The organism is Rhodococcus sp. YH3-3, assembly GCF_001653035.1.
GTDB classification, from domain to species: Bacteria; Actinomycetota; Actinomycetes; order Mycobacteriales; family Mycobacteriaceae; genus Rhodococcus_F; species Rhodococcus_F qingshengii.
In genome coordinates, this window is the sequence record NZ_BCWH01000001.1 from 24,779 (window position 1) to 46,021 (window position 21,243).

A 21,243-nucleotide genomic window follows, 5' to 3' on the forward strand; every position below is an offset into this window, starting at 1 on the left:
CAGGTCTACGGTAATCGGCGCACACTATTGTCCGCGCAGTGGATGATCAAAGATGCCTGGGTAGGTCCGTGTTGATCTGGACTTGACAGCCGACCAGCGACAAGATGCGAGCCCCGACAAATCGGGCAACCTTGTGGCAGTGAGTATCTCGGCTGTCGGTAGGTAGATCTAGCCTCCATACATGACGGGTCAGCGAGTTCGGCGAGCTTCACATCTGCGTTTGGTACCTGCATATCAAGCGGCGCAAAGCCAGATGAAGGTCCTTACGCCGAGGCAGATGCGGAATCAGCGTCGACGGCCGGAGGTGGCGAACTTTGTCATGCGGATCGAACTCGATTGCATCACGCCGCCTATTTGGAGACGGTTTTCGGTCCCGTCGAATATCGAACTGGACCAACTTCATTCGATTGTGCAGGCGGTGATGGGGTGGGGAGATCAACACGCTCATCAGTGGGTGAGTGTCCATCATTCAACGGACAATGGCCCAGATCGGTATATCGCGCCAGAGGTGATCGAGCGCGACGGATACCAGCGCCGACGCCGCCAAGTCGGACTCGGCCGATTGACCCCCATAGAATACGAGACCATCATGACCACACCAGCCACTCAGGCTGCGTGACTCAACCTGTCACCTGATCGTGCAGCAGACCCACACGTGTGATGCAGTGCTCTCTCATTGGTTTCGGAAACCCAGACAGTTCCGGCCCCACAACGAGGGTGCGGTGTGTGTGTGCCGATCGTAGGGTGGCCCAGCGGCAGGTCGGAGGAGTCACACCTCACATCAACCGATCAGCACGACCCCGGACGCGGACCCTCGCACGCTCATTGCCCGGCATCGGCGAGGGCTTGTCATCATCTCTAGGTGATGCGCACACTCGCCAGCAGATCCTCTGCCACCGCCCGCAGTTTCGTGTTGGTGCCTTGGGATCTCTCGACCAGCATCGCGAACGCCGCATCCGCATCGACACCGTGGACCGCCATCAACACCCCCTTCGCCTGATCGATCACCGCCCGCGAATCGAGAGCACGCTCGAGCTGCAGAGCCAACTGCCGGGCACCCCGGTAACGTTCGGTACTGCCGATCGCATACCCAGCGGCAGTGGTGAACAAATTCATCAACGCCACCTCAGAACGAGCGAACCCGTCCGCACGGCTGCCGTACACATTGACCGCACCCGCACGCACCCCGGGCTCGAGCGCAGGCAACGGAATCGACAGGAAACTCTGCACCCCGAATCGCCGGGCCTCGGACGCCAGACCCGGCCACCGCTCACTGGCAGTCGTGCGGTCCGCCACCACGATCTGCTCGCTCTCCGCGGCCTCGATACACGGACCCGCCCACGACCGATACTGCAGCTCGTCCACCATGACGACCTCACGGGACGTGCGCGCCGCCGTCGACGCAGCACCCTCCTCATCGAGAACCGTCACCCCCGCCATGTCCGCATCCTCGATCAACTCCACCGCATGCTCACACAACCGCCGCAAATACTTCTCGATGTGACCGGCCGGATTCAACACCCGATACAGATCCTGCAACGCTTCGGCAGCCGCATCGAGCGGAGGAAACCACCCATCACCGACAGCAGCGCTTCGTACGACATCCATCCCACACCTCACACGCACTCCCACGAGACCGTGACGGCACACGACGAAAATGGGCAAAACCCCGATCTCCACTTGTCAACAACTCACGAATGCCCGAACCGATGTGATCGGTGGTTTGGCTGGTTCGCAGGGCCAGCGCCGAGGTGTGAGCGCCGACGCCAGCGAACCCGATGCGCATCCCGGCACTGCCCCTACCAGGATGCCCCATTTCGGGGCTGACCCACCCCCGGCGAGCGGACAGCCGGAAGGCAGGTCGTCTGCGCGGCGCCCCGAAATCCTTTTCGAGTGCTCCCGATACCGCAACCCAGAGGTATCCCACACACCACCAACGCAAACCCGCCCCGACCACAGACCTTCAACGGTATGGGGAAACGCCGCAACGCCACATCCATGCGGACCCACTACTGACCAGACGCACCTACGTAGCCAAGATCGCCGGTCTGCGCCTCCCCACACCTGTAGTGGCTACACGGAGTACAAACAGCTGTCGGCTTCACCCTCCTCGGACGGTTCTGCGGACGATTCTGCAATCACACGTCGACATCGAACGTCGCATCATCTTCCTCGACTCCGGACGGCTCCCCGTCCCTAAGTCCTCCTCCAGCCTCGCGGAACACCCTTCCAACAGCGAATTACATCGCGGTTCAGCGCTAAAGTCTCCGTGTCTCCGTTCCAACGAGACGGAGACGAACGCGTAGCCTTCATGATTAGGCTCACTGGCGGGTGCAGTCGGGGGACTGTAAGAACAACGGTGTAACTCTGAAAGGAGATACGCCACTATGACTGGAGATGCAGGACTGGTCTGCCCGTCCGCTCGACGAGGTGTACGCGGCGATCTTCATCGACGCGATAGTCGTCAAAGTCCGGGACGGGCAGGTCGCGAACCGGCCGATCTATGCCGCGATCGGCGTCAGTCTCGACGGACACCGTGATGTGCTCGGATTGTGGGCCGGCACCGGCGGCGAAGGCGCCAAATTCTGGATGTCCGTCTTGACCGACATTCGAAATCGGGGCACCCGGGACGTGTTCTTCCTGGTCTGCGACGGATTGAAAGGTCTACCGGAGGTCGTCGAGAACGTGTGGCCGGCCGCGACGGTCCAAACGTGTGTAATCCATTTGATCCGAAACACGTTTCGACTGTCGTCGCGGCAGCACTGGGATGCGCTCAAGCACGATCTCAAGCCGATCTACACCGCACCGACCGAGACGGCAGCGCGGGCAGCGTTCGACGATCTCGCAGACCGTTGGGGCAAGCAGTATCCGGCGATCATCCGATTGTGGAACAACGCCTGGCAGGAGTTCATCCCGTTCCTGGATTACGACACCGAGATACGGCGAGTGCTGTGCTCTACCAACGCGATTGAGTCCTTGAATGCCCGATACCGGCGGGCTGTCAAGGCTCGTGGCCATTTTCCCACCGAGGCTGCTGCGCTCAAGTGCCTCTATCTGGTGACGCGTTCACTGGACCCGACAGGCAAGGGCCAGGCACGATGGATAACGAGGTGGAAGCCTGCTCTGAACGCGTTTGCGATCACGTTCGCCGATCGTTGGCCGGGATCGGAAACTTACTGATGGAAATCCGCCGAAACACCGTTAGCGAGATAGACCCGGTGACAACCGTGCAGGTTCTAGAGTTCAGCGGGCAGTCGGGAGTTCGACGGCGCCGTTTTCGAGGAGAACGTGTGCGTCGATCATCTGACCGCCCCGTTCGACGTAACCCATCAGGTTCGCTCCGGACCCCCAGCCGAGCAGTCGCTGTACCTCTTCGGAAAGATCAAGCAGTTTTTCACGCGGGATTGACAGGTATTGGTTCTCTTCCTGACGTAAGCAGGCGAGGTCGAATGCCATCGTCAAGCCGGTCCGTGGCGCCTCGGACGAGTTGTTACCACCGCCGTGGTACGTAGAACCGGTCCAGATGAGGGCAGCACCGGCCCGCATTACGGTCGGCGCCGCTTCGGCTTGTTTCGGGCCTCGTTGGTCGTCCCACCGATGGCTTCCGGGTATGACGAGGGTGCCGCCGTTTTCTGCTGTGAAATCGCTGACCGCCACCATGATCTGCAGTCGGCCCTCGCGTCCGTAGTCGGGGTGGCGCCACAGAAAGCTCGTGTCGTCTCGATGGAGACGCTGGGCACCCTGCCCTGGGTGGATTTCGATTGCCTGAGTGACACCGATCTGGATATCAGGCGTGATTTCGATCTGGTCGTCTCCGACCCAGACGGACAGGGGCACCTGAAGGATCTTCTTGGCGGCCCCGTAGTAGAGCGGGTGGAGCGCGATCTCGGGCATGAGGTCGATCCGACCGAACAGCCCTCCTGCTCTTCGCGTTTGGGTTCCGGCGAAGAATTCGTCTTCTCCGTAGCCGGTGCTTTCAAGGACGGGGCCAAGTTGGGCGCGCAGCAGTTCGTGCCGTTCCTACAATTCGACAACGCCATCCGGCAGGTCATTTACACGACCAACGCCATCGAAAGTGTCAACGCTCGAATCCGCAGGGCTGTCAAGGCCCGTGGACACTTTCCGACCGAGGCCGCGGCCTTGAAATGCGTGTATCTGGCCATCATGAGCCTCGATCCCAAAGGCACCGCCCGCAGGCGCTGGTCCAACCGATGGAAGGCAGCACTGAATGCCTTCGAGATAACGTTCGACGGACGGCTGTCTGCCGGACGAAAGTAGTTAGAAACCAATCAATTACACCGTTTTCTGGACAGACCCTGCGTTTTGACCGTCGTCATACCGGACGGTGAAGAACGGGCGCCTAGGCGCGACTGACGTGGCGAAATTTCGTACCGAAACGTCCAATTTGGGTGTCCGTTGGATTTGTCCGTTATGGCATAGGCTCTAGTGGACAATTCGTGTTCGGCAGTGGGGGTGGCGTGAAAATCGGGTATGCGCGATGCAGTACGGTCCGGCAGGACACGGCGGTTCAGGTGGATCTTCTGGTGAAGGCCGGTGTGGATCGTGACATGGTCTATGTCGATCATGGTGTCAGTGGCCGGCAGGCTCGTCGGCCGGGTTTGGATAATGCGATCAACGCGGCTCGCGCCGGCGACGTGTTTTGTGTGACGAAGCTCGATCGGCTGTCTCGCTCGGCGAAGGATTTGCATGAGACGGTAGAGCGGATCGCGGAGAAGGGTGTGTCGCTGTCGATTGATGGTCAGGTGTACGACCCGGCTGATCCGATGGGGAAGATGTTCATTGGCATTCTTGCGTTGATGGCGGAGTTCGAGTCGGATCTGATTCGTTCCCGCACGCGTGATGCAGTTGCCGCCGCGACAGCTGCTGGGAAGATGAAAGGTAGGCCGCACAAACTCTCGCCCGAGGAGCGTGCGTACCTACTGCAAATTTATGAAACGGGCCAGTTCAAAATCGAAACACTATGTAAGAACACGGGTTTGAAGCGTTCGTCGTTGTATGCCAATATCCAGCTCGCGCGGATCGAGCGGGAAGCTAGCAGCGGGACCCCTCGGGTCGAGAACTGAGCTCGACAGCGGGATCCGGCCGCTAAGTCAATGGTGCAGATGCTGTCGGACTAGCTGTCCCTCAAGCAATTTCGCCCGGTTGATGTTGAGGTCGAGTCTTCTCGCGGAGTTGCTGGTGCGTTGGCTGCTCCGATGGTGTCGGCGCGTCTTATGTGGAGGCGTTACGTTTGACCCATCCACAGCAAGCCTTTGGCGACGAAACCCACGACAACGAAGACAAGCCAGAGAACCAGAAGAAAACCTATGAGACTCAACATCTCTACATCAGTACACCGGAACCAAGGGCGTCGCATCCCTAATTTCGGGCAATAGGACGTCAGTCCTCAGCAGGCGAAGAGTTGTTCCGGCGCAACGAGCGCCGGCACGCATCGGCTGTACGCAAGAGATACCGTTCGGCAGCGGTGTAGTCGGAGGCCACGCCTGAACCGCGACCACGGACGATCAGCTCCAGATAGCGTCGACGGTAGCGGTACGCATCAGGCTGAGCGAGAAGAAGTTCCGTGGCCGCGATGACCTCCGGACTCGGTGCAGCGTGTGCAAGCGCACTCCTGCTCGAGCATTCGTCGTCGACTCTCACGGCTCTCCGTTCTGCGCCCCATCGAGATAGAACCCGTCGGGTTTCGAGAGAGCGAAACACGGGTAGTGCGTGTACCTCGGCCCGGCAGAGGTCAGGTACAGCACAGGCGATCCACCGGCAACGACGTTTGGGGGATCGGCTACCGGTGGATCGCACAGATTCCTACCCTGCTTGTCGTCGAGGCAAACATGGCGCTCGTACAGGTTCATTGAAATCATGTCGGAGGGTTGAGGTTCCCGATCGATGGGAAGGCGTCCGGCATGCTCAACGACATTCCCCGCTCGCCACCTCACCGACACGGACCTGCCGCGCGGACCGCTGATGTCGTTCTCGATCTTCTCGGACAGACCGCTGTGGACGGGGCGGCGGTATCGGTGTTCTCCGGCACTGCCGGTGACCTTGTCTACGCCACCGACGACATCGCCGCGCAGGTCGACGAACTGCAATTCATCCTCGGCGAAGGCCCGACCGTGGAGTGCTTTCGCCGTCTACGTCCAGAAGTGCACCATCACGACGCGAGCGATCACGGTGCGGACGAATGGCCGACATTCGCCGCGGACGCTTACGCACTGGATGTCCGGAACGTCCATGCGTTCCCGCTAGTCATCGACTCGGTACCCCTCGGGGTTCTGACCGTCTACATCAAGAACCCTCGGTGCCTCACACCTGAGGAGGAGAGGATCTGCGTACGCTGCGCCCGGTCACTGGTCAGCTATGTGTTCACCGACCTTACGCGAACGCCGTATCTTGCTACCGGCCCCTACGGTTTCTCGCGAGCCGATGTGCATATTGCAAGTGGGATACTCGCTGCGCGCCACACCATGTCGATCGACCATGCATTACGTCGCCTGCAGTCGGACGCCCGCGCCCAGCATCGCCGCGTCACGGTGCTGGCACGTGAAGTCATCGCTCATCACACCGAGACGAATACGACATGACATGATCATCACCTTCGCCACCAAAAGCTACTATGTAGCTAACTCAAGGATGGGTGGTGGGCCATGATGGGGAGCGATCACGTGTTCGCCCGCCAGCTCAATGCGCTGGTCGCCCGCTCGGCCGTACAACCAACACCATGGTTGCGCAGGCACTGACCGATCAAGGTTGTCCGATTTCGGCTCCGTATCTTCCTCAACTTCGTAATGGTGTCCGACGGCGGCCAGCCCCGCGATACATCGAACGGATCGCCGAGTACTTCGCAGTGCCGCTCTCGTACTTCTACGACCTGCCCTACGAGCGCAGCGATGACAGCGGCGAGAATCGAGACCGCGAACGCATGGCGATATCGGAGATTGACGACGACGACGTTCGCCGCCTCCTTCTCCGCGCTCACGGTTTGAGCCCAGAGGCGATGGACCTTCTGTTGCAGTTCGCCGAACGGCTGAACGTACTCGGTTAGGGTCTACGTCCAGTTTCACGTTTAACAGGGGACTATGCGCGGCAGTGAGACCACGTCCGGTTGTCGCGCTTCTTTCGCAGCGAGGTTCTCGGTTATCTAGATTCCTGCTTGTCCGCTCAACGCTCGGATGATCTCAGCAGCCACTGTCGTGAGGCGAATGTTCTGTCGCTGCGATTGCGCGGCCAACATCTCGAATGCTTGGTCCTCGGTGATTGCATGCATGACCATCAACATTCCTTTGGCCTGTTCGATGTGTCCGCGCGATTTCATCGCCGCCCGCAGGCCTGCAATTTCGGTTTTCCATTCTTCTCCCCGCCTGGCCTTCCACACCGCACCCTCCACTGCGGCGATGAACACCTGCAGCAATACCTCGTCGATCTCGTCGAAGCCGTGATCGACGAAGCTGTACAGGCCCAGTACCCCGACGTGAACCTCGTCGATGAACAACGGGGCCGAGAGATAGCTGGCGACACCGACCTCGGAGACGCGCTGCGCGAAGTCCGGCCACTTACGAACCACGCTGTCATTGTCTGCACGCACGGGTTGGGCCGTTCGGGCAGATTCCACACCCGGACCCTCGTTTATCCGGTATTGCTCGTGTTCGATGTCGAAAACGCGGGCATCGGTACATGCCACTGTCTTAGGTTTCGTGCCGCGGTGAGGGACAAGAACGACGCCCGCCATGTCGGCGCTCGCGATTGTTGCCACCAGCTGCTGACAGAATGTTTGAATCAGTCTTTCGGATGCACTCGCGCTCACCTGCACACTGAATCTGTCCGGCGACTCGAAGATGTCGTCCGCGAGCGGCTGACCGGACGATGAGATACCGGATGTGTCAGCGGCAGCCTTTGCTGATGAATCGTCCATTTCGGTCCCATCCCGCAGCAGAACTGCGGGTGAGCGTCCTGCGCGTACTCGTCGTCGCGCGGCGCTTGTTTCACCGAGATGTCGATAATACTTCAATAGAAAACACGATTCGATGCTAGGTTCGCGCGGATGCGCGTTCTGGCTCGATGCATACCGAGCACGAGTACGCCCGATCGAGAGTTGGCCCGCCACTTGGATCCGTGGTCCAGGAGGCGGACCATGCGGGTCCGGTTGAGTGTGACCACGAGGCCGAAAAGCGCACGTAAAGTCGAGCCGTAGCACGCTGTGCGTTCGTGGTGGCCCACCGATTGGTGTTGTGAGCATCCGATCAGTGGGCCGTGCGTGCCAGCGAGGACCAACATGCTGACACGCAGTATCTGAGGCCCTGATCGGTGGTTCGTCGTCAGCCACCGATCAGGCGCGTACCCTCGTCGATAGGAGAGAGTGCAGTCTTGTCCGGCTCCGTTGCCCGAACTCACCGGTGTGCGCATGTGAGCGGGCAACGATTCTCGCCCCTTCTGCCCAATTCGCCGATCGATGAAACATGGCACCTTCGAGCGTCGATGCCGCGATCGAACCATCGCCTTATTTCCCTGCGGACTGTCCCGCGTTCTCCATCGCTACCGAAATTTCGGCAGAAACCTGGCGAAGGTGATCGAGCCATTGTGCATAGCACCAGTCCTCGGTTTCCGGTAACGCCGGCCCACCATAGTGATCGAGGACCTGACCCCGGCGGCGAGGTAATCGAGGGTCGCTGACACGCTCGATGAGTTCGGGAGCCTCCCAGCCACACGAACAGTGAGCCCGCCAGCCGATGGTCGCACTATCCGGAACATACGTACCGTCCGCGAGTCCTAGCCCACGGACACTGAACGAAACCGCCGCACGGTTTCCCGTCACGATTGTGACGGGAGAGCCTTCATGCACATCATCGGCACTCTGCCAACACATTCTGACCTCTATTTGTCACGAGAAACGTGAATTGTCTTGACATGACCCAGATGGCTTGCCATACGGAAGCTCCCACTCTGGCTTCGTCAATGCGACATAGGGCGGGACGAGGTTCTGACGTAGTGAAGGTGGACCGCCAGTAGGGCTGTTTTGATGCTCGATCTCACCACTTCCACCGGGATGTCGTCGGCCTGAGCGATCTGCCGAGATGTCATGGCACGGTAATAACTCCGGTAAAGATCCTTCCTCTCCCGATGTTGCACTGTCGGCCAGAACGACTCCAGCGTTATCTCATGTTCACGAGTTACATTCTCTCCCTGCCGACGCGACTCCTGCGCGTCGGCGAAGTCGTCAGCAATCGGCTGGATGCGTTCGTGCTGCTGAGACCGCATGTCTGCCACTGCCAGTCGATGAGCGATCCGAAGGACCCATGCCGTCGGCGAACCGCGTTCGGCTCGGTATCGGCTGGCAGTCCCCCAAACTTCGGCATAGGTTTGGCGTGTGATTTCCTCGCTACGTCGATGATCATCGATCATGTGGATGATCAGCCCGTAAACCCGGCCACAGGTGCGATCGTAGAACTCGGCGAACGCGTCTCGATTACCCGATGCCACCTCAAGCAGCACGCGCGCCAAGTTACTGTCCTGCCCGGCTCTTCCCATCGCATTCACCATGCCTGGTTGTCGAGCCTGCTGCCGGTCACCAGTACGGACTCGGCACTTCCGGGTTCCAGATCAAGAGTATTCTCCGGATCTGGTTCGGGCGGTGCAGAAGTCACGGTCTACCTGCCTCGTCAACTTCCCTCGAGAGTCCTCGACGACGCCTCGGACTGGCTGAGCGTGTCGGTCAGTTTCGCACAGAACACCGGCAAATCTTCGGGCTTGCGGCTCGATATCAACGTATTCGGGCCAGACGTACAGACTACGACTTTCTCGTCTACCCACGTGCCGCCGGCGTTCGTGATATCGGTACGCAAACTAGGCCACGACGTCAGCGTACGACCGGCCACCACGCCGGCTTCGACCAGCGTCCACGGTCCGTGGCAGATTACCGCGACGGGCTTCCCTGCATCGAAGAAACTCCGGACGAACGCCACCGCTTCTGGATTCACACGGAGGAAATCAGGGTTGGCCACGCCCCCGGGCAGGACGAGAGCGTCGTATTCGGACGACTTCGCCGACTCGACCACCGCGTCCACGTCGAAGACGTCAGCTTTGTCGAGATGGTTGAACGCCTGGATGGTGCCGGATTCTGTCGAAACAATCGACGGCTGAGCGTGTTCGGCAACCAATGCATCCCACGGGTCCGTCAACTCGATTTGTTCGACTCCCTCCGTCGCCACGAGGAATGCCACTTTCTTTCCTGCGAGTAGTCGACTCATGCTTGAACGTCCTCCCTCATCGTCGTCACAACCGTCGAGCGACTGCTCAGCTGGATGCGCCCTCGGTGTCGTCGAAGAACGACCATTCACCGTCATGGTGGACTTCCATTCGCCATCCCAGTTCCGAGTTGTCGGCGCGAGAATCCACGAACCAGGCATGCGCATCGCCGGCGCTGTCGATCTCGCGCGTCGCGGTGACGTCGCCTGCAGGACTGATCACTCTGTAAGTAGCCATTCCGCTCCCCTTCCCCAACCGACGTTTCTTCAATCATCGACCGCGACGCACAAGTGTTTTGTACCCGCCACTGTTTCGGGCGACCCACCCCAGGCGAATGAACAGCCGGAAGGCAGGTCGTATCGCGGCATCCCCGAAATCTGGCGGATCGTTTATTGCCGCACCACCGGAATCACCGGATCTATAAACGTGAAACCCACCATTGCCGCAACGGCGACGCCCACGTGAATTCTTGCGTTGATGGCGGAGTTCGAGTCAGATCTGATTCGTTCCCGTACTCGTGATGCTGTTGCCGCCGCGACAGCTGCTGGGAAGATGAAAGGGAGGCCGCACAAGCTCTCACCCGAGGAACGTGCGTATCTACTGCAAGTTTATGAGACGGGCCAGTTCAAGATCGAAAAGCTGTGTAAGAACACGGGTTTGAAGCGTTCGTCGTTGTATACCAATATCCAGCTTGCGCGGATCGAGCGGGAAGCTAGCGACCGGCCCCCTCGGATCGAGAACTGAACTCGAAAGTGGGATCCTGTCGCTAAGTCAATGGTGCAGATGTTGCCGGTCTAGTTGTCCCGCAATTAATTTAGACCGGTTGATGTTGAGTTCAGTGCCCATATTTTAGATCAGGCGGGCGTGAAGGCATTGCGCAACTGCGCTGTTACCACGTCTTCGAGGCAGGTTGCGAGATCGATGTCTTCTCGCAGGGTTGCTGATGCGTTGGCTGCTCCGACGGTGCCAGCGCACGGGTTCCATGCGAGTCGGTGTGCGGTGGGCGTGTCGGTAAGTTCGCCATCGGTGATGGCAGTTTCGACGATGTCGCTGATGGCGTCAACCCAGTGCGCGAAGGCGACCACGTCCCGACTGCGACCCCGGCACCCCGGGAAGAACCGCTCGGATGAGCTGAACACCCACGCCCCCATGTGCGGAGAACTGCTCTCGACAGTGAGGCGCCATTGACATGTTAAGGGGTGCCCCTTAATCTCTAGGTATGACCCAGACCACGTCTCGACAGGCGATGATCGAGGCCGCCGAACAGATCATCGCCGAACAGGGATTGCACGCACTGACGCTGACTGGCGTCCAGCTCGCGGCGAACCAATCCAACAAATCGGCAGCGAAGTACCACTTCGGCTCTCACGACGGTCTTATCGAGGCACTGGTCGAGGCCCGCATGTCTCCCGTCGACACCCGCCGACAGGAAATGCTCAACGAGATAACACGCTTGGGAGCCCCGCCGACCATCCGACAAGCCGTCGAGGCCCTCGTCCGGCCGCTCGCAGCGGAAACCCTCGGCCGACCCGGCAGCCGATATGGGCGCTTCCTCGTCCAAGCCCTGTTCAATCCGGCTCTCGCCGACCTGATCCGGAAGCACATGAGAGCGGAAAGCTACAACCACGTGCGGGACCTGCTGATCGAACTCTGTCCTGCCCCGCACCCGATCGCGCTCTGGCGCACCGACAGCATCGTCATGCACAACATGACGATGCTCGCCGCGCAGGAAGCGGCTGATCGCACCCCCGCAGAGAGCACGGCGATCGTCTCCGATCTCGTCGATACCTGCGTAGCCATGCTCGAGGCACCGATCTCGACGACTACCACCGAATCCTTAGGAGCGACCTCATGACATATGCACTTCCGGCGACTGCCGCACCCACTGCGACCGATCCTCTCGCTTACTTCGGGCCGATCATCGCGCCACGGACCGCAGCGAATATGGAAGTCCTTCCCTACGAACTATTCTCGCTGGAACCACAGACGCCGACCATCGGGGCCGAAATCTCCGGAATACGATTGGGCGGAGACCTGTCAGACGAGGTAATGGCCGAACTGCGCCGCGCACTGCTCGAATGGAAGGTCCTCTTCTTCCGGGACCAGAACATCGAACGCGCGGACCACCGTGCCTTTGCCGAAGCCTGGGGCGCCCTCGAACAGCACCCGTTCTACCGCTACACCCAACCAGGGCAAAGCGATGTCGACGTCGCCACCCTCGCCAAGGACGCAGCCGCCGTCGGCGCCGAAAACATCTGGCACAACGACGTCACGTGGCACGAATTCCCCTCGTTCGCAGCAGTTTTGCGTGCCGTCGAGATCCCCGCCGTCGGTGGCGACACACTCTGGGCCGACACCGGCGCGGCATACGACCTACTTCCCGACGACATCAAAGCCCGGATCGATCACCTCGAAGCCGAACACGACTGGATCAAATCGTTCGGCTCCGGGATGCCACAGGAAGCGATCGAGAAGCTCCGACCGAACTTCCCACCGGTACACCACCCCGTCGTGCGAGTGATCCCGGAGACCGGCCGGCGCGTTCTTTTCGTCAATGTCGCTTTTACGCAACGGATTCTGGGCGTATCGGAGGAAGAGTCGAACGAGTTGCTGCGCCTGCTGTACCGCCACCTGATGCGCCCCGAACTGCAGGTTCGTTTGCGTTGGAAGCCGAACACCATCGCTTTCTGGGACAACCGGACATGCCAGCACTACGCGTCGAGCGACTACTACCCGGCACGCCGTGTGATGGAGCGGATTTCGATCGTCGGCGACAAGCCTGTCGGCCTCTCCCGATAATCTGCAACAACAAGGAACGGCCACTTCACACAATATCGCGGCGAACCGAGGGCGAATCGTCGCCGCCCTCGGTTTCGTCATCGCACTCTCGAATTGCCCTCGGGCTTCGCAGGGTCATCTGTGATGTGCTCATGGACAAGACCTTTCATAAGCGATTTGGCCGCTCGACTACGTGGGAATCCCCACCCCAGGATTGATCTAGAAGAACTAATTCTGTTGCGCCAGTAACTTACTGATGAAATCAGCAACACTTCAAGAACCCGTCGGAAGCCACAGCTTCCGCGTCGAACATTTCACAACGGGGTCCAACGCCCCATCTCCGGACGCCTGATCGTCCAGTCATCTACAGGAGTGTCATCGTGACCGAAGTACCCACCTTGCCTGTCCACACCGATCTGCGGTCCGTACTCGAGACGCGCAGCAGCTGCCGAGGGTTCCGACCGGACCCCGTTCCGCGTGAGACGATCAAACAGGTCCTCGAGATGGCGCAGCGCACTCCCTCCTGGTGCAACACCCAGCCCTGGCAGGTTTCGATCACCGAAGGGGAAAGCACCGAGCGCTTCCGGAAGGGACTCGCCGAGTACGTTCGAACGTCCCCGCAGGAGCCCGACTTCCCTTTCCCCGCAGAGTACCGGGGTGCGTACGGCGCGCGCCGCAAGGAATGCGCAATGCAGTTGTATTCGAGCGTGGGCATCGCGGCCGGTGATCGCCAAGCCTCGTCCGAGCAGACCATGAAGAACTTCGATCTGTTCGACGCACCCCACGTCGCGATCATCACCACCGACGAGGCACTCGGAGTTTACGGCGCGATCGACTGCGGCTTGTACATCAACACATTTCTGCTCGCCGCGCACAGCCTCGGTGTCGCCGCTGTTCCGCAGGCCGCTCTCGCCGGGAGCGCGCCTTACCTTCGCACTTTCTTCGACCTTCCCTCCGACCGCAAGGTGGTGTGCTCGATCTCGTTCGGCTATGCAGACGAATCCCACCCCGCCAACGGCTTCCGCACCGATCGGGCGGACATCGGAACAGTCGTGGACTGGGTGTCCTGAGCTGACGGCCCGCCGCTGCCACGTCTTCGTTCCACTCGAGAAGGATCCCTCACATGTCGTTGAACCTTGCAGACCTCTTCGAAGCCGTTGTCGACAAACTTCCCGACCGCACCGCACTGGTCTGCGGCGATGAGCGTCGCACGTTCTCCCAGCTCGACCAACGGGCCAACCGACTCGCACACTACCTCGCCAAGCAAGGTGTCCAGGTGGGTGAGCACGTCGGCATCCACATGCGCAACAGCACCCAGTTCGTCGAGGCACTGCTGGCCTGCCTCAAGATTCGGGCGGTGCCGGTCAACATCAACTACCGGTACACCGAAGACGAGCTGACATACCTTTACAACAACTCTCAGATCGTCTCGTTGATCGTCGACAGCGAATTCGTTCCGATCATCGCCGGCACCCTCCCCGCCTGCCCTGGCATCAAGAACGTCCTGGTCTTCGGGTACGTGGATGACCCGACGTCGATACCCTTGCCTCTCAATGACTTCGACGACGCGATGCGGACCCACTCGACGGACCGGGACTTCGGCCCACGCAGCGATGACGACAGATTCGTCATCTACACCGGGGGCACAACCGGAATGCCGAAGGGAGTGGTGTGGCGACACGAGGACTTCTTCATGGCCGCACTCGCCGGTGGAAACCACGGAGGTGCCGCCTTCACCAACACCGCCGACCTCGCCGACGCTGTCGCAGCCAACTCCCACCCCATGGCGTTTCTGCTCCCGGCACCGCTCATGCACGGCGCCGCGGTCTACTCGGTGTTCAGCGGCTTCTTCAGCGGCGCAAAACAGGTTCTCATGCGCAGCTTCGAACCAGTCGAAGCGCTCCGTCTCATTCAGGACGAGCAACTGTCCTGCATCACGGTCGTCGGTGACGCGATGGCACGTCCGTTCACCGATGCGATAGCCCGCCACGGCTCCGACTACGACCTCACCTCGCTGACACTTGTCAGCTCCGGCGGGGCACTGTGGTCACGCAGCTCGAAGAACCAGCTTCTCGAACTGATGCCGAACCTGTTCTTGCGCGACGGATTCGGAGCATCGGAATCCGGGGTGGACGGCACACTCGAGATCGACGCGGACGGCAACATGCGCGTCGTGGGCAACCCCGACATGCTGGTCGTGGATGAAAAACTGCGTCCGATCGGGCCCGGCTCCGGCATGCTCGGATACATTGCCCGCGTCGGACACGTACCACTCGGGTACTTCAACGAGCCGGAGAAGACCGCAGAGACCTTCCCCGTGGTCGACGGGGTGCGGATGTCGATCCTCGGAGACATGGGCCGGGTCGAACCGGACGGCTCGATCGTGCTGCTCGGCCGCGGCTCGGTGTGCATCAACACCGGCGGCGAGAAGGTGTTCCCCGAAGAGGTCGAAGCTGCCGTCAAGAGTCATCACGCCGTGATGGATGCAGTCGTCGCCGGCACACCGAACGCCCGATTCGGCGAACAAGTCTCGGCTGTGGTGCAACTTCGCGAGGGCTTCGAAGATATCGACACCGATGAGATCGCCGAACATTGCCGGGCCTCGATCGCCGGGTACAAAATCCCGCGTTCGATCGTCGTCGTTCCCGCCATCGTGCGCTCTCCCGCCGGAAAGGCGGACTACCGCTGGGCTCGCGCTACCGTCGCTGAGGTGGTAGGCGCATGAGCGTAATCCAAGAACAGCACGGCAGGATCCTGATCATCCGCCTCGATCGGGAGAACAAACGCAACGCGATCGACCGCACCATGGCCGAGGGAATCGACGAAGCCCTCAACCGACTCGACGACGATCCGGCACTGTGGGCCGGAATCATCACGGGGACAACGACGATCTTCAGTGCAGGCACCGACCTGAGCGCGGGCGCCGACCTGAAAACCGAGCGCGGTGGCGAGTACGGGATCATCCGACGGGAGCGGAGCACCCCCCTGATCGCCGCCGTCGAGGGCCCGGCCCTCGGCGGAGGATTCGAAATCGCGCTCGCCTGCGATGCGCTCATAGCCTCCCGTACAGCGAGTTTCGGCCTCCCCGAGACCCGCCGCGGACTCGTCGCCACATCGGGCGCACTCTTCCGGGCCGCGCGGGCATTGCCACCGAACATCGCGCGAGAACTCCTCATCTCGGGCCGCACGCTGGACTCGGACCGGGCCTACCAACTCGGACTGGTCAACGAGGTGGCCCAGCCTGGATGCGCGCTCGAGCGGGCCATGGCGCTCGCCGAAGACATCTGTCTCTCGTCCCCGATGTCGGTAGGCGAGAGCCTGCGTGCGCTACGCACCCTGACCGCCGACGAGGACGCACTCGGATGGCAGGCCACCGAACGAGCGATCGAGGTCTTCCTCGCATCGGACGACATGAAGGAAGGCATCAGTGCTTTCTTCGAGAAGCGCCCGCCGCAGTGGCTCGGACACTGAGCCACTGGCACACGATGAGAGTCACGACGATGAGAGAACAGACGATGAACGAACTCGTATCGATCAATCCCGCCACGCTCGAAGAGATCGGGCGTATTCCGATCACGACCGAGGAGGAGCTGGATCAGGCCGTCCGGAACGCGGACTCAGCCTTCGCACAGTGGAAAACCGACCGCACATACCGGCAAGAGTTGCTGCACTCCTGCGCTCTCGAGCTGACACGCAGGAGCGCCGAGATCGTGCCCCTGCTGGTGAAGGAACAGGGCAAGACGGCCATCGAAGCCGGCGGCGAGATGTGGGTCAGCGCGAAAAACTTCACGCACGCGGCTCAGATCGAGTGGGCTGACGAGGAATTCGGACCCGACGTCGCGGGACGAACCGCCCGGATACAGCGGGTGCCACTCGGGGTTGTCGCCGCTATCGTGCCGTGGAATTTCCCGGTCTTTCTGATGGTCGCGAAGATCGCACCAGCGCTCGCCGCCGGTAACACCGTCGTCGTGAAGCCGGCCGAGTCCGTCTCCCTTGTGGTGGACAAGGTCGTCGAGGTCCTTGCCGCGATTCTGCCGGAGGGCGTGATTCAGGTCGTCCACGGCGGGCCGGCCATCGGTAAAGCACTCGTCGAACACCCGTTGATTCGCAAGGTCACCTTCACCGGATCCACCGGAGTCGGCAAGTTGATCATGAAACAAGCAGCCGAGGCCATCACACCGGTCACTCTCGAACTGGGTGGCAACGATCCGGCGATCGTGCTTGATGACGCCGATATCGCTTCCACTGCACAATTTCTCGTGAACTCGGCCTTCTTCAATGCCGGACAGATGTGCGTCGCACCCAAGCGTGCTTATGTACCGGAAGGCAAGGTGGACGAGTTTTGTCGGATCTTCTCCGAACTCATGGCCAGGCTCACCGTGGGTGACGGACTCGCACCCGGTACGAGGATGGGGCCTCTTCACAGCAAGGCGCAACTCGCCTTCGTGCAGGGACTGCTCGACAAGGCAGTGGCCGGTGGTGCCACGATCGTGGCCGGCGGAAAACCCGGCACCGACCTGCCGGGCTATTTCCTCGAACCGACATTGGTCCGCGGCGTCGACGATTCCGCCGAAATCGTGGCGTTGGAGCAGTTCGGTCCGGTCTTCCCCGTAGTCGCCTACAGCAGCCTGGACGAGGTGATCGCGACGGTCAATGCCCAGGAATTCGGGCTCGGAGCATCGGTATGGGGTGCTGACGAAGCTGCGGCGACCGCAGTCGCCGAGCGGATAGACGCCGGATCGGTGTGGGTCAACCAGCACAACGCGTTGGAGGTCGAGTTGCCGTTTGGCGGTACCAAGTCCAGCGGCTTCGGCAGAGAAGGCGGTCTCGCGGGCATCGAGGATTTCTTACAAACCCGCGTCATCAGCGTCAAGCATATTTCCTGAATCACAAAGCATTTGGGGTCGCTCTCACATCGAGCGGCCCCAATTTTGGAATCCGCTCATCCTTGGAATTGACATGTCTCTCCTCACCGACCGGGGTGCGGAAAGGTTCGATCAGCTGGAGTGGCTCACACCGGCACCAGTGCCTGGCAGACAAGCAGGATATTTGCGAATTGGGTCGGCATGAGCAGTGACTCACGATCTTTAGCGGCTCCCGGATAATGAGAGAATGCGCAGTCGCTCATTTTGACAGACCCGTGAGCATACGGACTGCCACCTCGGCGACGCGCTCGTCGAGCTGTTCTACCGGAATACCTGTCTCGCGACTCATCTGCTCACGAAAGATGGTGTAGCCGTAGTTCATTGCGGCAGTCATGACATGGGCTGCGACCGGATCAAGATCGGGGTGCAGATCCCCCTCTTTCTGATCGCGCTCGAGATCGGCCTTGCTGCGATCCAGCTGAGGGAACAGCCGTACATCAGGATCTCCGTCGAGCACGAGAAGCGCGGTAAGCTGCAAAGCTTCTTGTGCACGGATCGTCTCTTCCAGCACACGCGCGCGCCTCTGTGTGAACGGTAGCGCGCGGTCGGCCTGGAAAATCGCGGCTTCTCCCCAGCTGTGCTGGGCAATTGCAGCACGAAGTAGACCTCTTCTCGAACCGAAATACTGGTAGACCTGGCCGCGATTGACACCGGCCTCGTCCGCCACCTCCCGGAGGTTGATGCCCGCCAGCACACCGTCGCGCTCGAGCAGTCGTGTCACCGCATCGAGCATCCGTTGTTCAGTTGCCTTCCGGTCGCGAGACCTGCGCGAGCCACGGTTGTCCTCAGACTTCGGTAATTCGGTCATCGCCCCTCCTCTGGATCGAAACAACGCTAACAGTTCGCGAGCCTGGTCTTGACCCCTGAACCGAGTGGTCGAAAATCCTTGTGATGGAACCCCATTGCTGCTAGCGTTTCGTTAGTAACATTATGCTAGTTCACAGGCTGGAGGATCCATGCGCGTGTTCTTGCCGCTTCGACGAAGCGGTGCTCGATCCACTCGATTGATGATCGGCATCGCCCTGCTGACGATGACACTCTTGGCCTCGTGCGACTCCAGCGGCGCGGATCTGACGGAAACGCCTACGGGAGCTGTCGATAATGGGATCGTCGGCGGGCAGCAAACATCCACCGAACCCACCGGCGGCGGCACCGTGACGATGGCCGCCTATTCCAATGTCACCAACCTCGACCCGGCTAAGACCCCGGCGCTGGGCGCGACCGGTGGCAATGAAATGGCGGCTATCTACGACGTTCTGATGCGCTATGAGCCCACTTCCGGCACGTTCGTCCCACACTTGGCCGAGTCTTTGACTGTGTCATCGGATGGGTTGCAGTGGGTCCTGCAACTACGCGATGGGGTTACGTTCAGCGACGGAAATGATGTGACTGCAGCCGCGGTGATGTGGAGCATCGACCGATACACCAACGCAAACGGCCCCGGAAGCCAACTATGGAAGTCGAATGTCGCGTCCGCGGAAACCTCGGGACCTCGCTCGATCACGTTCACGCTGAAACAGCCATGGACAGAGTTTCCCGCAACGCTCGCCAGCGGTTACGGCATGGTCGTCTCCGCGAGCTCTGTCGCGGGTGAGCAATTCACTCCCATCGGAGCTGGACCCTTCACAATTGACCAATTCAGGCCAAATGAGGAACTCCGACTCAAGGCAAGACCGGACTATTGGGGCGGAAAGCCATATCTGGATGCTCTGCGCTTCGTCGGGTTGACCGGAGATACGGAAAAGATTGAGGCTCTCAATGTGAACGATGTCCAAGTTGGATTCATCCGTTCCTCTGAGGCGGTACAGCGCGCCCGGACGGAGGGTTATCCCGGATATATCGAGACGGTGCCCCTCGCCAGCGTCGTCATGATCAACAACCGTCCAGGTCGCCCCGGTGCCGATGTTCGCGTGCGTCAAGCCATTGCTCACGCCGTCAATTTGGACACTTTCAACGAACGCGTTGACAAAGGCGCTGGCCTGCCCGGATCCTCGATCTTCCCCAAGTGGTCCCCGCTGCACGGTGAAGTCAGCGGACTGGATTACAACCCAGAGGCTGCGAAACGACTCCTCGACGAGGCAAAGAGCGACGGATACGACGGACACTTATCGTTTCTGGGCATCGCCGCAGCGAAATCGCAGACCACTGCACTCGCGGTGCAGTCCATGCTCCAAGCGGTGGGCTTCACAGTCACACTGGAGCTGGAGAACAGCGCCGGCGATGTAACCAAAAGACTCAACGTCGCGCACGACTACGACATCAGCTATTCCGGCATCAGCTTGCCCGCTGCCGCACCCGTCAACAAACTGACATCAGCACTGAATAGTACGTCCAACAATAACTACCTGGGATATTCGAACCCACGCATGGACGCCTTGCTCTCTCAACTTCAGACAACAGATGCAGACTCGGATGCACGTCGAGAATTGCTCGAAGAACTTCAGGGCCTGGTGAACGAGACCGTGCCGTTCGTCACACTCGGCGCGGCGCCGACTTTCACTCTGTGGGCGGCCGGCGTTCACGGTATCGAACCAAGCATGGACTCCATCATGCTTTTTGGAAAGGCTTGGCTCAGTGCCTGATTCAGAGCTCCACACCACGGGACGTCCCGAAGTCCTGGACGCGATTCTGCAGGACCGACGAAGCTGCCGCGCCTTTCGCCCGGAGACAGTTCCCACCGATATCGTCGAGCGAATTCTCGAGATGGCACAGAAGTCGCCATCCTGGTGCAACACCCAACCTTGGCACGCCACCATCACAAGCAAAGACGCTACCGAGCGTTTTCGGCGCGGCTTAGTCCAACACGTGCGTAGTGGACCACATCAACCGGACTTTCCGTTCCCACATGCATACGAAGGTGAGTATCGCGCCCGGCGACGACACTGTGCGGCCCAGCTCTACGGCGCTCTGGGCATCGAGCCAGGTGACCGTGTCGCGTCAGTAGGACAAGCGATGAAGAACTTCGAATTTTTCGGAGCCCCTCACGTCGCAGTGATAACCACTGAGGACGCCCTCGGTGTGTACGGCGCGGTGGACTGCGGACTCTATGTCGGGACATTCCTGCTCGCAGCGGAGAGCCTCGGTGTCGCCTGCATTCCTCAGGCAGCGCTGGCCGGCTACGCCGAGTTCATCCGCGAATTCTTGGGACTGGACAACAACCGCAAGATCGTCTGGGCAATCTCGTTCGGCTACGCCGACGAAGAACATCCCGCCAATGGCTTTCAGACGACTCGAGAACCGGTTGCGAACGCAGCTTCGTGGGCGCATTAACTCGGCCCCACCC

21 protein-coding genes and 3 pseudogenes are annotated in these 21,243 nt (G+C 60.4%); 15 read left to right on the top strand and 9 right to left on the bottom strand.

What is annotated here, in order from left to right; all coding sequences use genetic code 11:
• Nucleotides 1-319: 319 nt before the first annotated feature.
• Nucleotides 320-469: pseudogene (locus tag YH3_RS37230) on the top strand (plasmid pRiA4b ORF-3 family protein); the annotation flags it as partial.
• Between the two features lie 389 nt (nt 470-858).
• Here YH3_RS37230 and YH3_RS00165 read toward each other — a convergent pair.
• Nucleotides 859-1,608: a GAF and ANTAR domain-containing protein gene (locus YH3_RS00165; RefSeq protein ID WP_064442765.1), complete on the bottom strand. Its 750-nt coding sequence runs from the start codon at nt 1,606-1,608 to the stop codon at nt 859-861.
• A gap of 786 nt (nt 1,609-2,394) precedes the next feature.
• On the opposite strand from YH3_RS00165, the pseudogene YH3_RS00170 reads away from it, so the two are divergent.
• A pseudogene (locus tag YH3_RS00170) lies at nt 2,395-3,180 on the top strand (IS256 family transposase); the annotation flags it as partial.
• A 63-nt stretch (nt 3,181-3,243) separates the two neighbouring features.
• On the opposite strand, the gene YH3_RS00175 reads toward YH3_RS00170, so the two are convergent.
• A complete protein-coding gene (locus tag YH3_RS00175; protein WP_371594671.1) occupies nt 3,244-3,894 on the bottom strand; it encodes a phytanoyl-CoA dioxygenase family protein in 651 nt (216 codons plus the stop codon).
• 108 nt (nt 3,895-4,002) lie between these two features.
• Between YH3_RS00175 and YH3_RS35420 the strand changes: the two are divergent.
• Both YH3_RS35420 and YH3_RS00180 read left to right on the top strand, forming a co-directional pair.
• Nucleotides 4,003-4,278, top strand: a pseudogene (locus tag YH3_RS35420) (transposase); the annotation flags it as partial.
• Nucleotides 4,279-4,478: 200 nt separating this feature from the next.
• Entirely contained in the window at nt 4,479-5,084 is a 606-nt protein-coding gene (locus tag YH3_RS00180) for a recombinase family protein (RefSeq protein ID WP_064442766.1), read from the top strand.
• Between the two features lie 316 nt (nt 5,085-5,400).
• Here YH3_RS00180 and YH3_RS00185 read toward each other — a convergent pair whose 3' ends face one another.
• Nucleotides 5,401-5,661 (bottom strand): hypothetical protein, encoded by a 261-nt coding sequence (locus YH3_RS00185; protein ID WP_064442767.1) that lies wholly within the window; start codon nt 5,659-5,661, stop codon nt 5,401-5,403.
• Nucleotides 5,662-5,921: 260 nt separating this feature from the next.
• On the opposite strand from YH3_RS00185, the gene YH3_RS00195 reads away from it, so the two are divergent.
• Together YH3_RS00195 and YH3_RS00200 are read left to right on the top strand one after the other, a co-directional pair.
• Nucleotides 5,922-6,599, top strand: coding sequence for a GAF and ANTAR domain-containing protein (locus YH3_RS00195; protein ID WP_064442769.1), 678 nt, complete (start codon nt 5,922-5,924; stop codon nt 6,597-6,599).
• A 137-nt stretch (nt 6,600-6,736) separates the two neighbouring features.
• Nucleotides 6,737-7,060, top strand: a complete 324-nt coding sequence (locus YH3_RS00200; RefSeq protein ID WP_064442770.1) for a hypothetical protein — start codon at nt 6,737-6,739, stop codon at nt 7,058-7,060.
• 96 nt (nt 7,061-7,156) lie between these two features.
• Here YH3_RS00200 and YH3_RS00205 read toward each other — a convergent pair whose 3' ends face one another.
• The 4 genes from YH3_RS00205 to YH3_RS00225 form a co-directional block, all read right to left on the bottom strand.
• Nucleotides 7,157-7,927, bottom strand: coding sequence for a GAF and ANTAR domain-containing protein (locus YH3_RS00205; RefSeq protein WP_064442771.1), 771 nt, complete (start codon nt 7,925-7,927; stop codon nt 7,157-7,159).
• 1,037 nt (nt 7,928-8,964) lie between these two features.
• Entirely contained in the window at nt 8,965-9,552 is a 588-nt protein-coding gene (locus YH3_RS00215) for a sigma factor (RefSeq protein WP_064442773.1), read from the bottom strand.
• Nucleotides 9,553-9,671: 119 nt separating this feature from the next.
• Nucleotides 9,672-10,259 carry a type 1 glutamine amidotransferase domain-containing protein gene (locus YH3_RS00220; protein ID WP_064442774.1) on the bottom strand — a complete coding sequence of 196 codons (588 nt, stop codon included), beginning with the start codon at nt 10,257-10,259 and terminating at the stop codon, nt 9,672-9,674.
• A 46-nt stretch (nt 10,260-10,305) separates the two neighbouring features.
• The gene (locus tag YH3_RS00225; RefSeq protein WP_064442775.1) at nt 10,306-10,494 is read right to left on the bottom strand and encodes a hypothetical protein; all 189 of its coding nucleotides are present in this window, start codon (nt 10,492-10,494) and stop codon (nt 10,306-10,308) included.
• Between the two features lie 240 nt (nt 10,495-10,734).
• Between YH3_RS00225 and YH3_RS00230 the strand changes: the two genes are divergently transcribed.
• Nucleotides 10,735-11,001, top strand: a complete 267-nt coding sequence (locus YH3_RS00230; RefSeq protein ID WP_238592480.1) for a helix-turn-helix domain-containing protein — start codon at nt 10,735-10,737, stop codon at nt 10,999-11,001.
• Between the two features lie 110 nt (nt 11,002-11,111).
• On the opposite strand, the gene YH3_RS00235 is transcribed toward YH3_RS00230, so the two are convergent.
• A complete protein-coding gene (locus tag YH3_RS00235) occupies nt 11,112-11,396 on the bottom strand; it encodes a hypothetical protein (RefSeq protein WP_232330108.1) in 285 nt (94 codons plus the stop codon).
• Between the two features lie 80 nt (nt 11,397-11,476).
• Here YH3_RS00235 and YH3_RS00240 point away from each other — a divergent pair, with 80 nt between their 5' ends.
• From YH3_RS00240 to YH3_RS00265, 6 genes are all read left to right on the top strand, one after another.
• Nucleotides 11,477-12,112 carry a TetR/AcrR family transcriptional regulator gene (locus YH3_RS00240; RefSeq protein ID WP_238592482.1) on the top strand — a complete coding sequence of 212 codons (636 nt, stop codon included), beginning with the start codon at nt 11,477-11,479 and terminating at the stop codon, nt 12,110-12,112.
• A complete protein-coding gene (locus YH3_RS00245; RefSeq protein ID WP_064442776.1) occupies nt 12,109-13,056 on the top strand; it encodes a TauD/TfdA family dioxygenase in 948 nt (315 codons plus the stop codon). The genes YH3_RS00240 and YH3_RS00245 overlap by 4 nt, the downstream gene beginning before the upstream one ends.
• Nucleotides 13,057-13,415: 359 nt before the next feature.
• A complete protein-coding gene (locus YH3_RS00250; protein ID WP_064442777.1) occupies nt 13,416-14,105 on the top strand; it encodes a nitroreductase in 690 nt (229 codons plus the stop codon).
• Nucleotides 14,106-14,158: 53 nt separating this feature from the next.
• The gene (locus tag YH3_RS00255; protein WP_064442778.1) at nt 14,159-15,760 is read left to right on the top strand and encodes an acyl-CoA synthetase; all 1,602 of its coding nucleotides are present in this window, start codon (nt 14,159-14,161) and stop codon (nt 15,758-15,760) included.
• On the top strand, nt 15,757-16,506 hold the full coding sequence (locus YH3_RS00260) for an enoyl-CoA hydratase-related protein (RefSeq protein ID WP_064442779.1): 750 nt from the start codon (nt 15,757-15,759) through the stop codon (nt 16,504-16,506). The genes YH3_RS00255 and YH3_RS00260 overlap by 4 nt, the downstream gene beginning before the upstream one ends.
• Nucleotides 16,507-16,535: 29 nt before the next feature.
• Entirely contained in the window at nt 16,536-17,921 is a 1,386-nt protein-coding gene (locus YH3_RS00265) for an aldehyde dehydrogenase family protein (protein WP_193777134.1), read from the top strand.
• 238 nt (nt 17,922-18,159) lie between these two features.
• Here the strand turns inward: YH3_RS00265 and YH3_RS00270 are convergent, their stop codons facing one another.
• Nucleotides 18,160-18,768, bottom strand: coding sequence for a TetR/AcrR family transcriptional regulator (locus tag YH3_RS00270; RefSeq protein ID WP_064442780.1), 609 nt, complete (start codon nt 18,766-18,768; stop codon nt 18,160-18,162).
• A 199-nt stretch (nt 18,769-18,967) separates the two neighbouring features.
• Between YH3_RS00270 and YH3_RS00275 the strand changes: the two genes are divergently transcribed.
• Nucleotides 18,968-20,542: an ABC transporter substrate-binding protein gene (locus YH3_RS00275; RefSeq protein WP_193777135.1), complete on the top strand. Its 1,575-nt coding sequence runs from the start codon at nt 18,968-18,970 to the stop codon at nt 20,540-20,542.
• Complete coding sequence (locus tag YH3_RS00280; protein WP_064442782.1) at nt 20,535-21,230, top strand: nitroreductase; 696 nt, start codon at nt 20,535-20,537, stop codon at nt 21,228-21,230. Before YH3_RS00275 ends, YH3_RS00280 begins: the two co-directional genes overlap by 8 nt.
• Nucleotides 21,231-21,243: the final 13 nt, after the last annotated feature.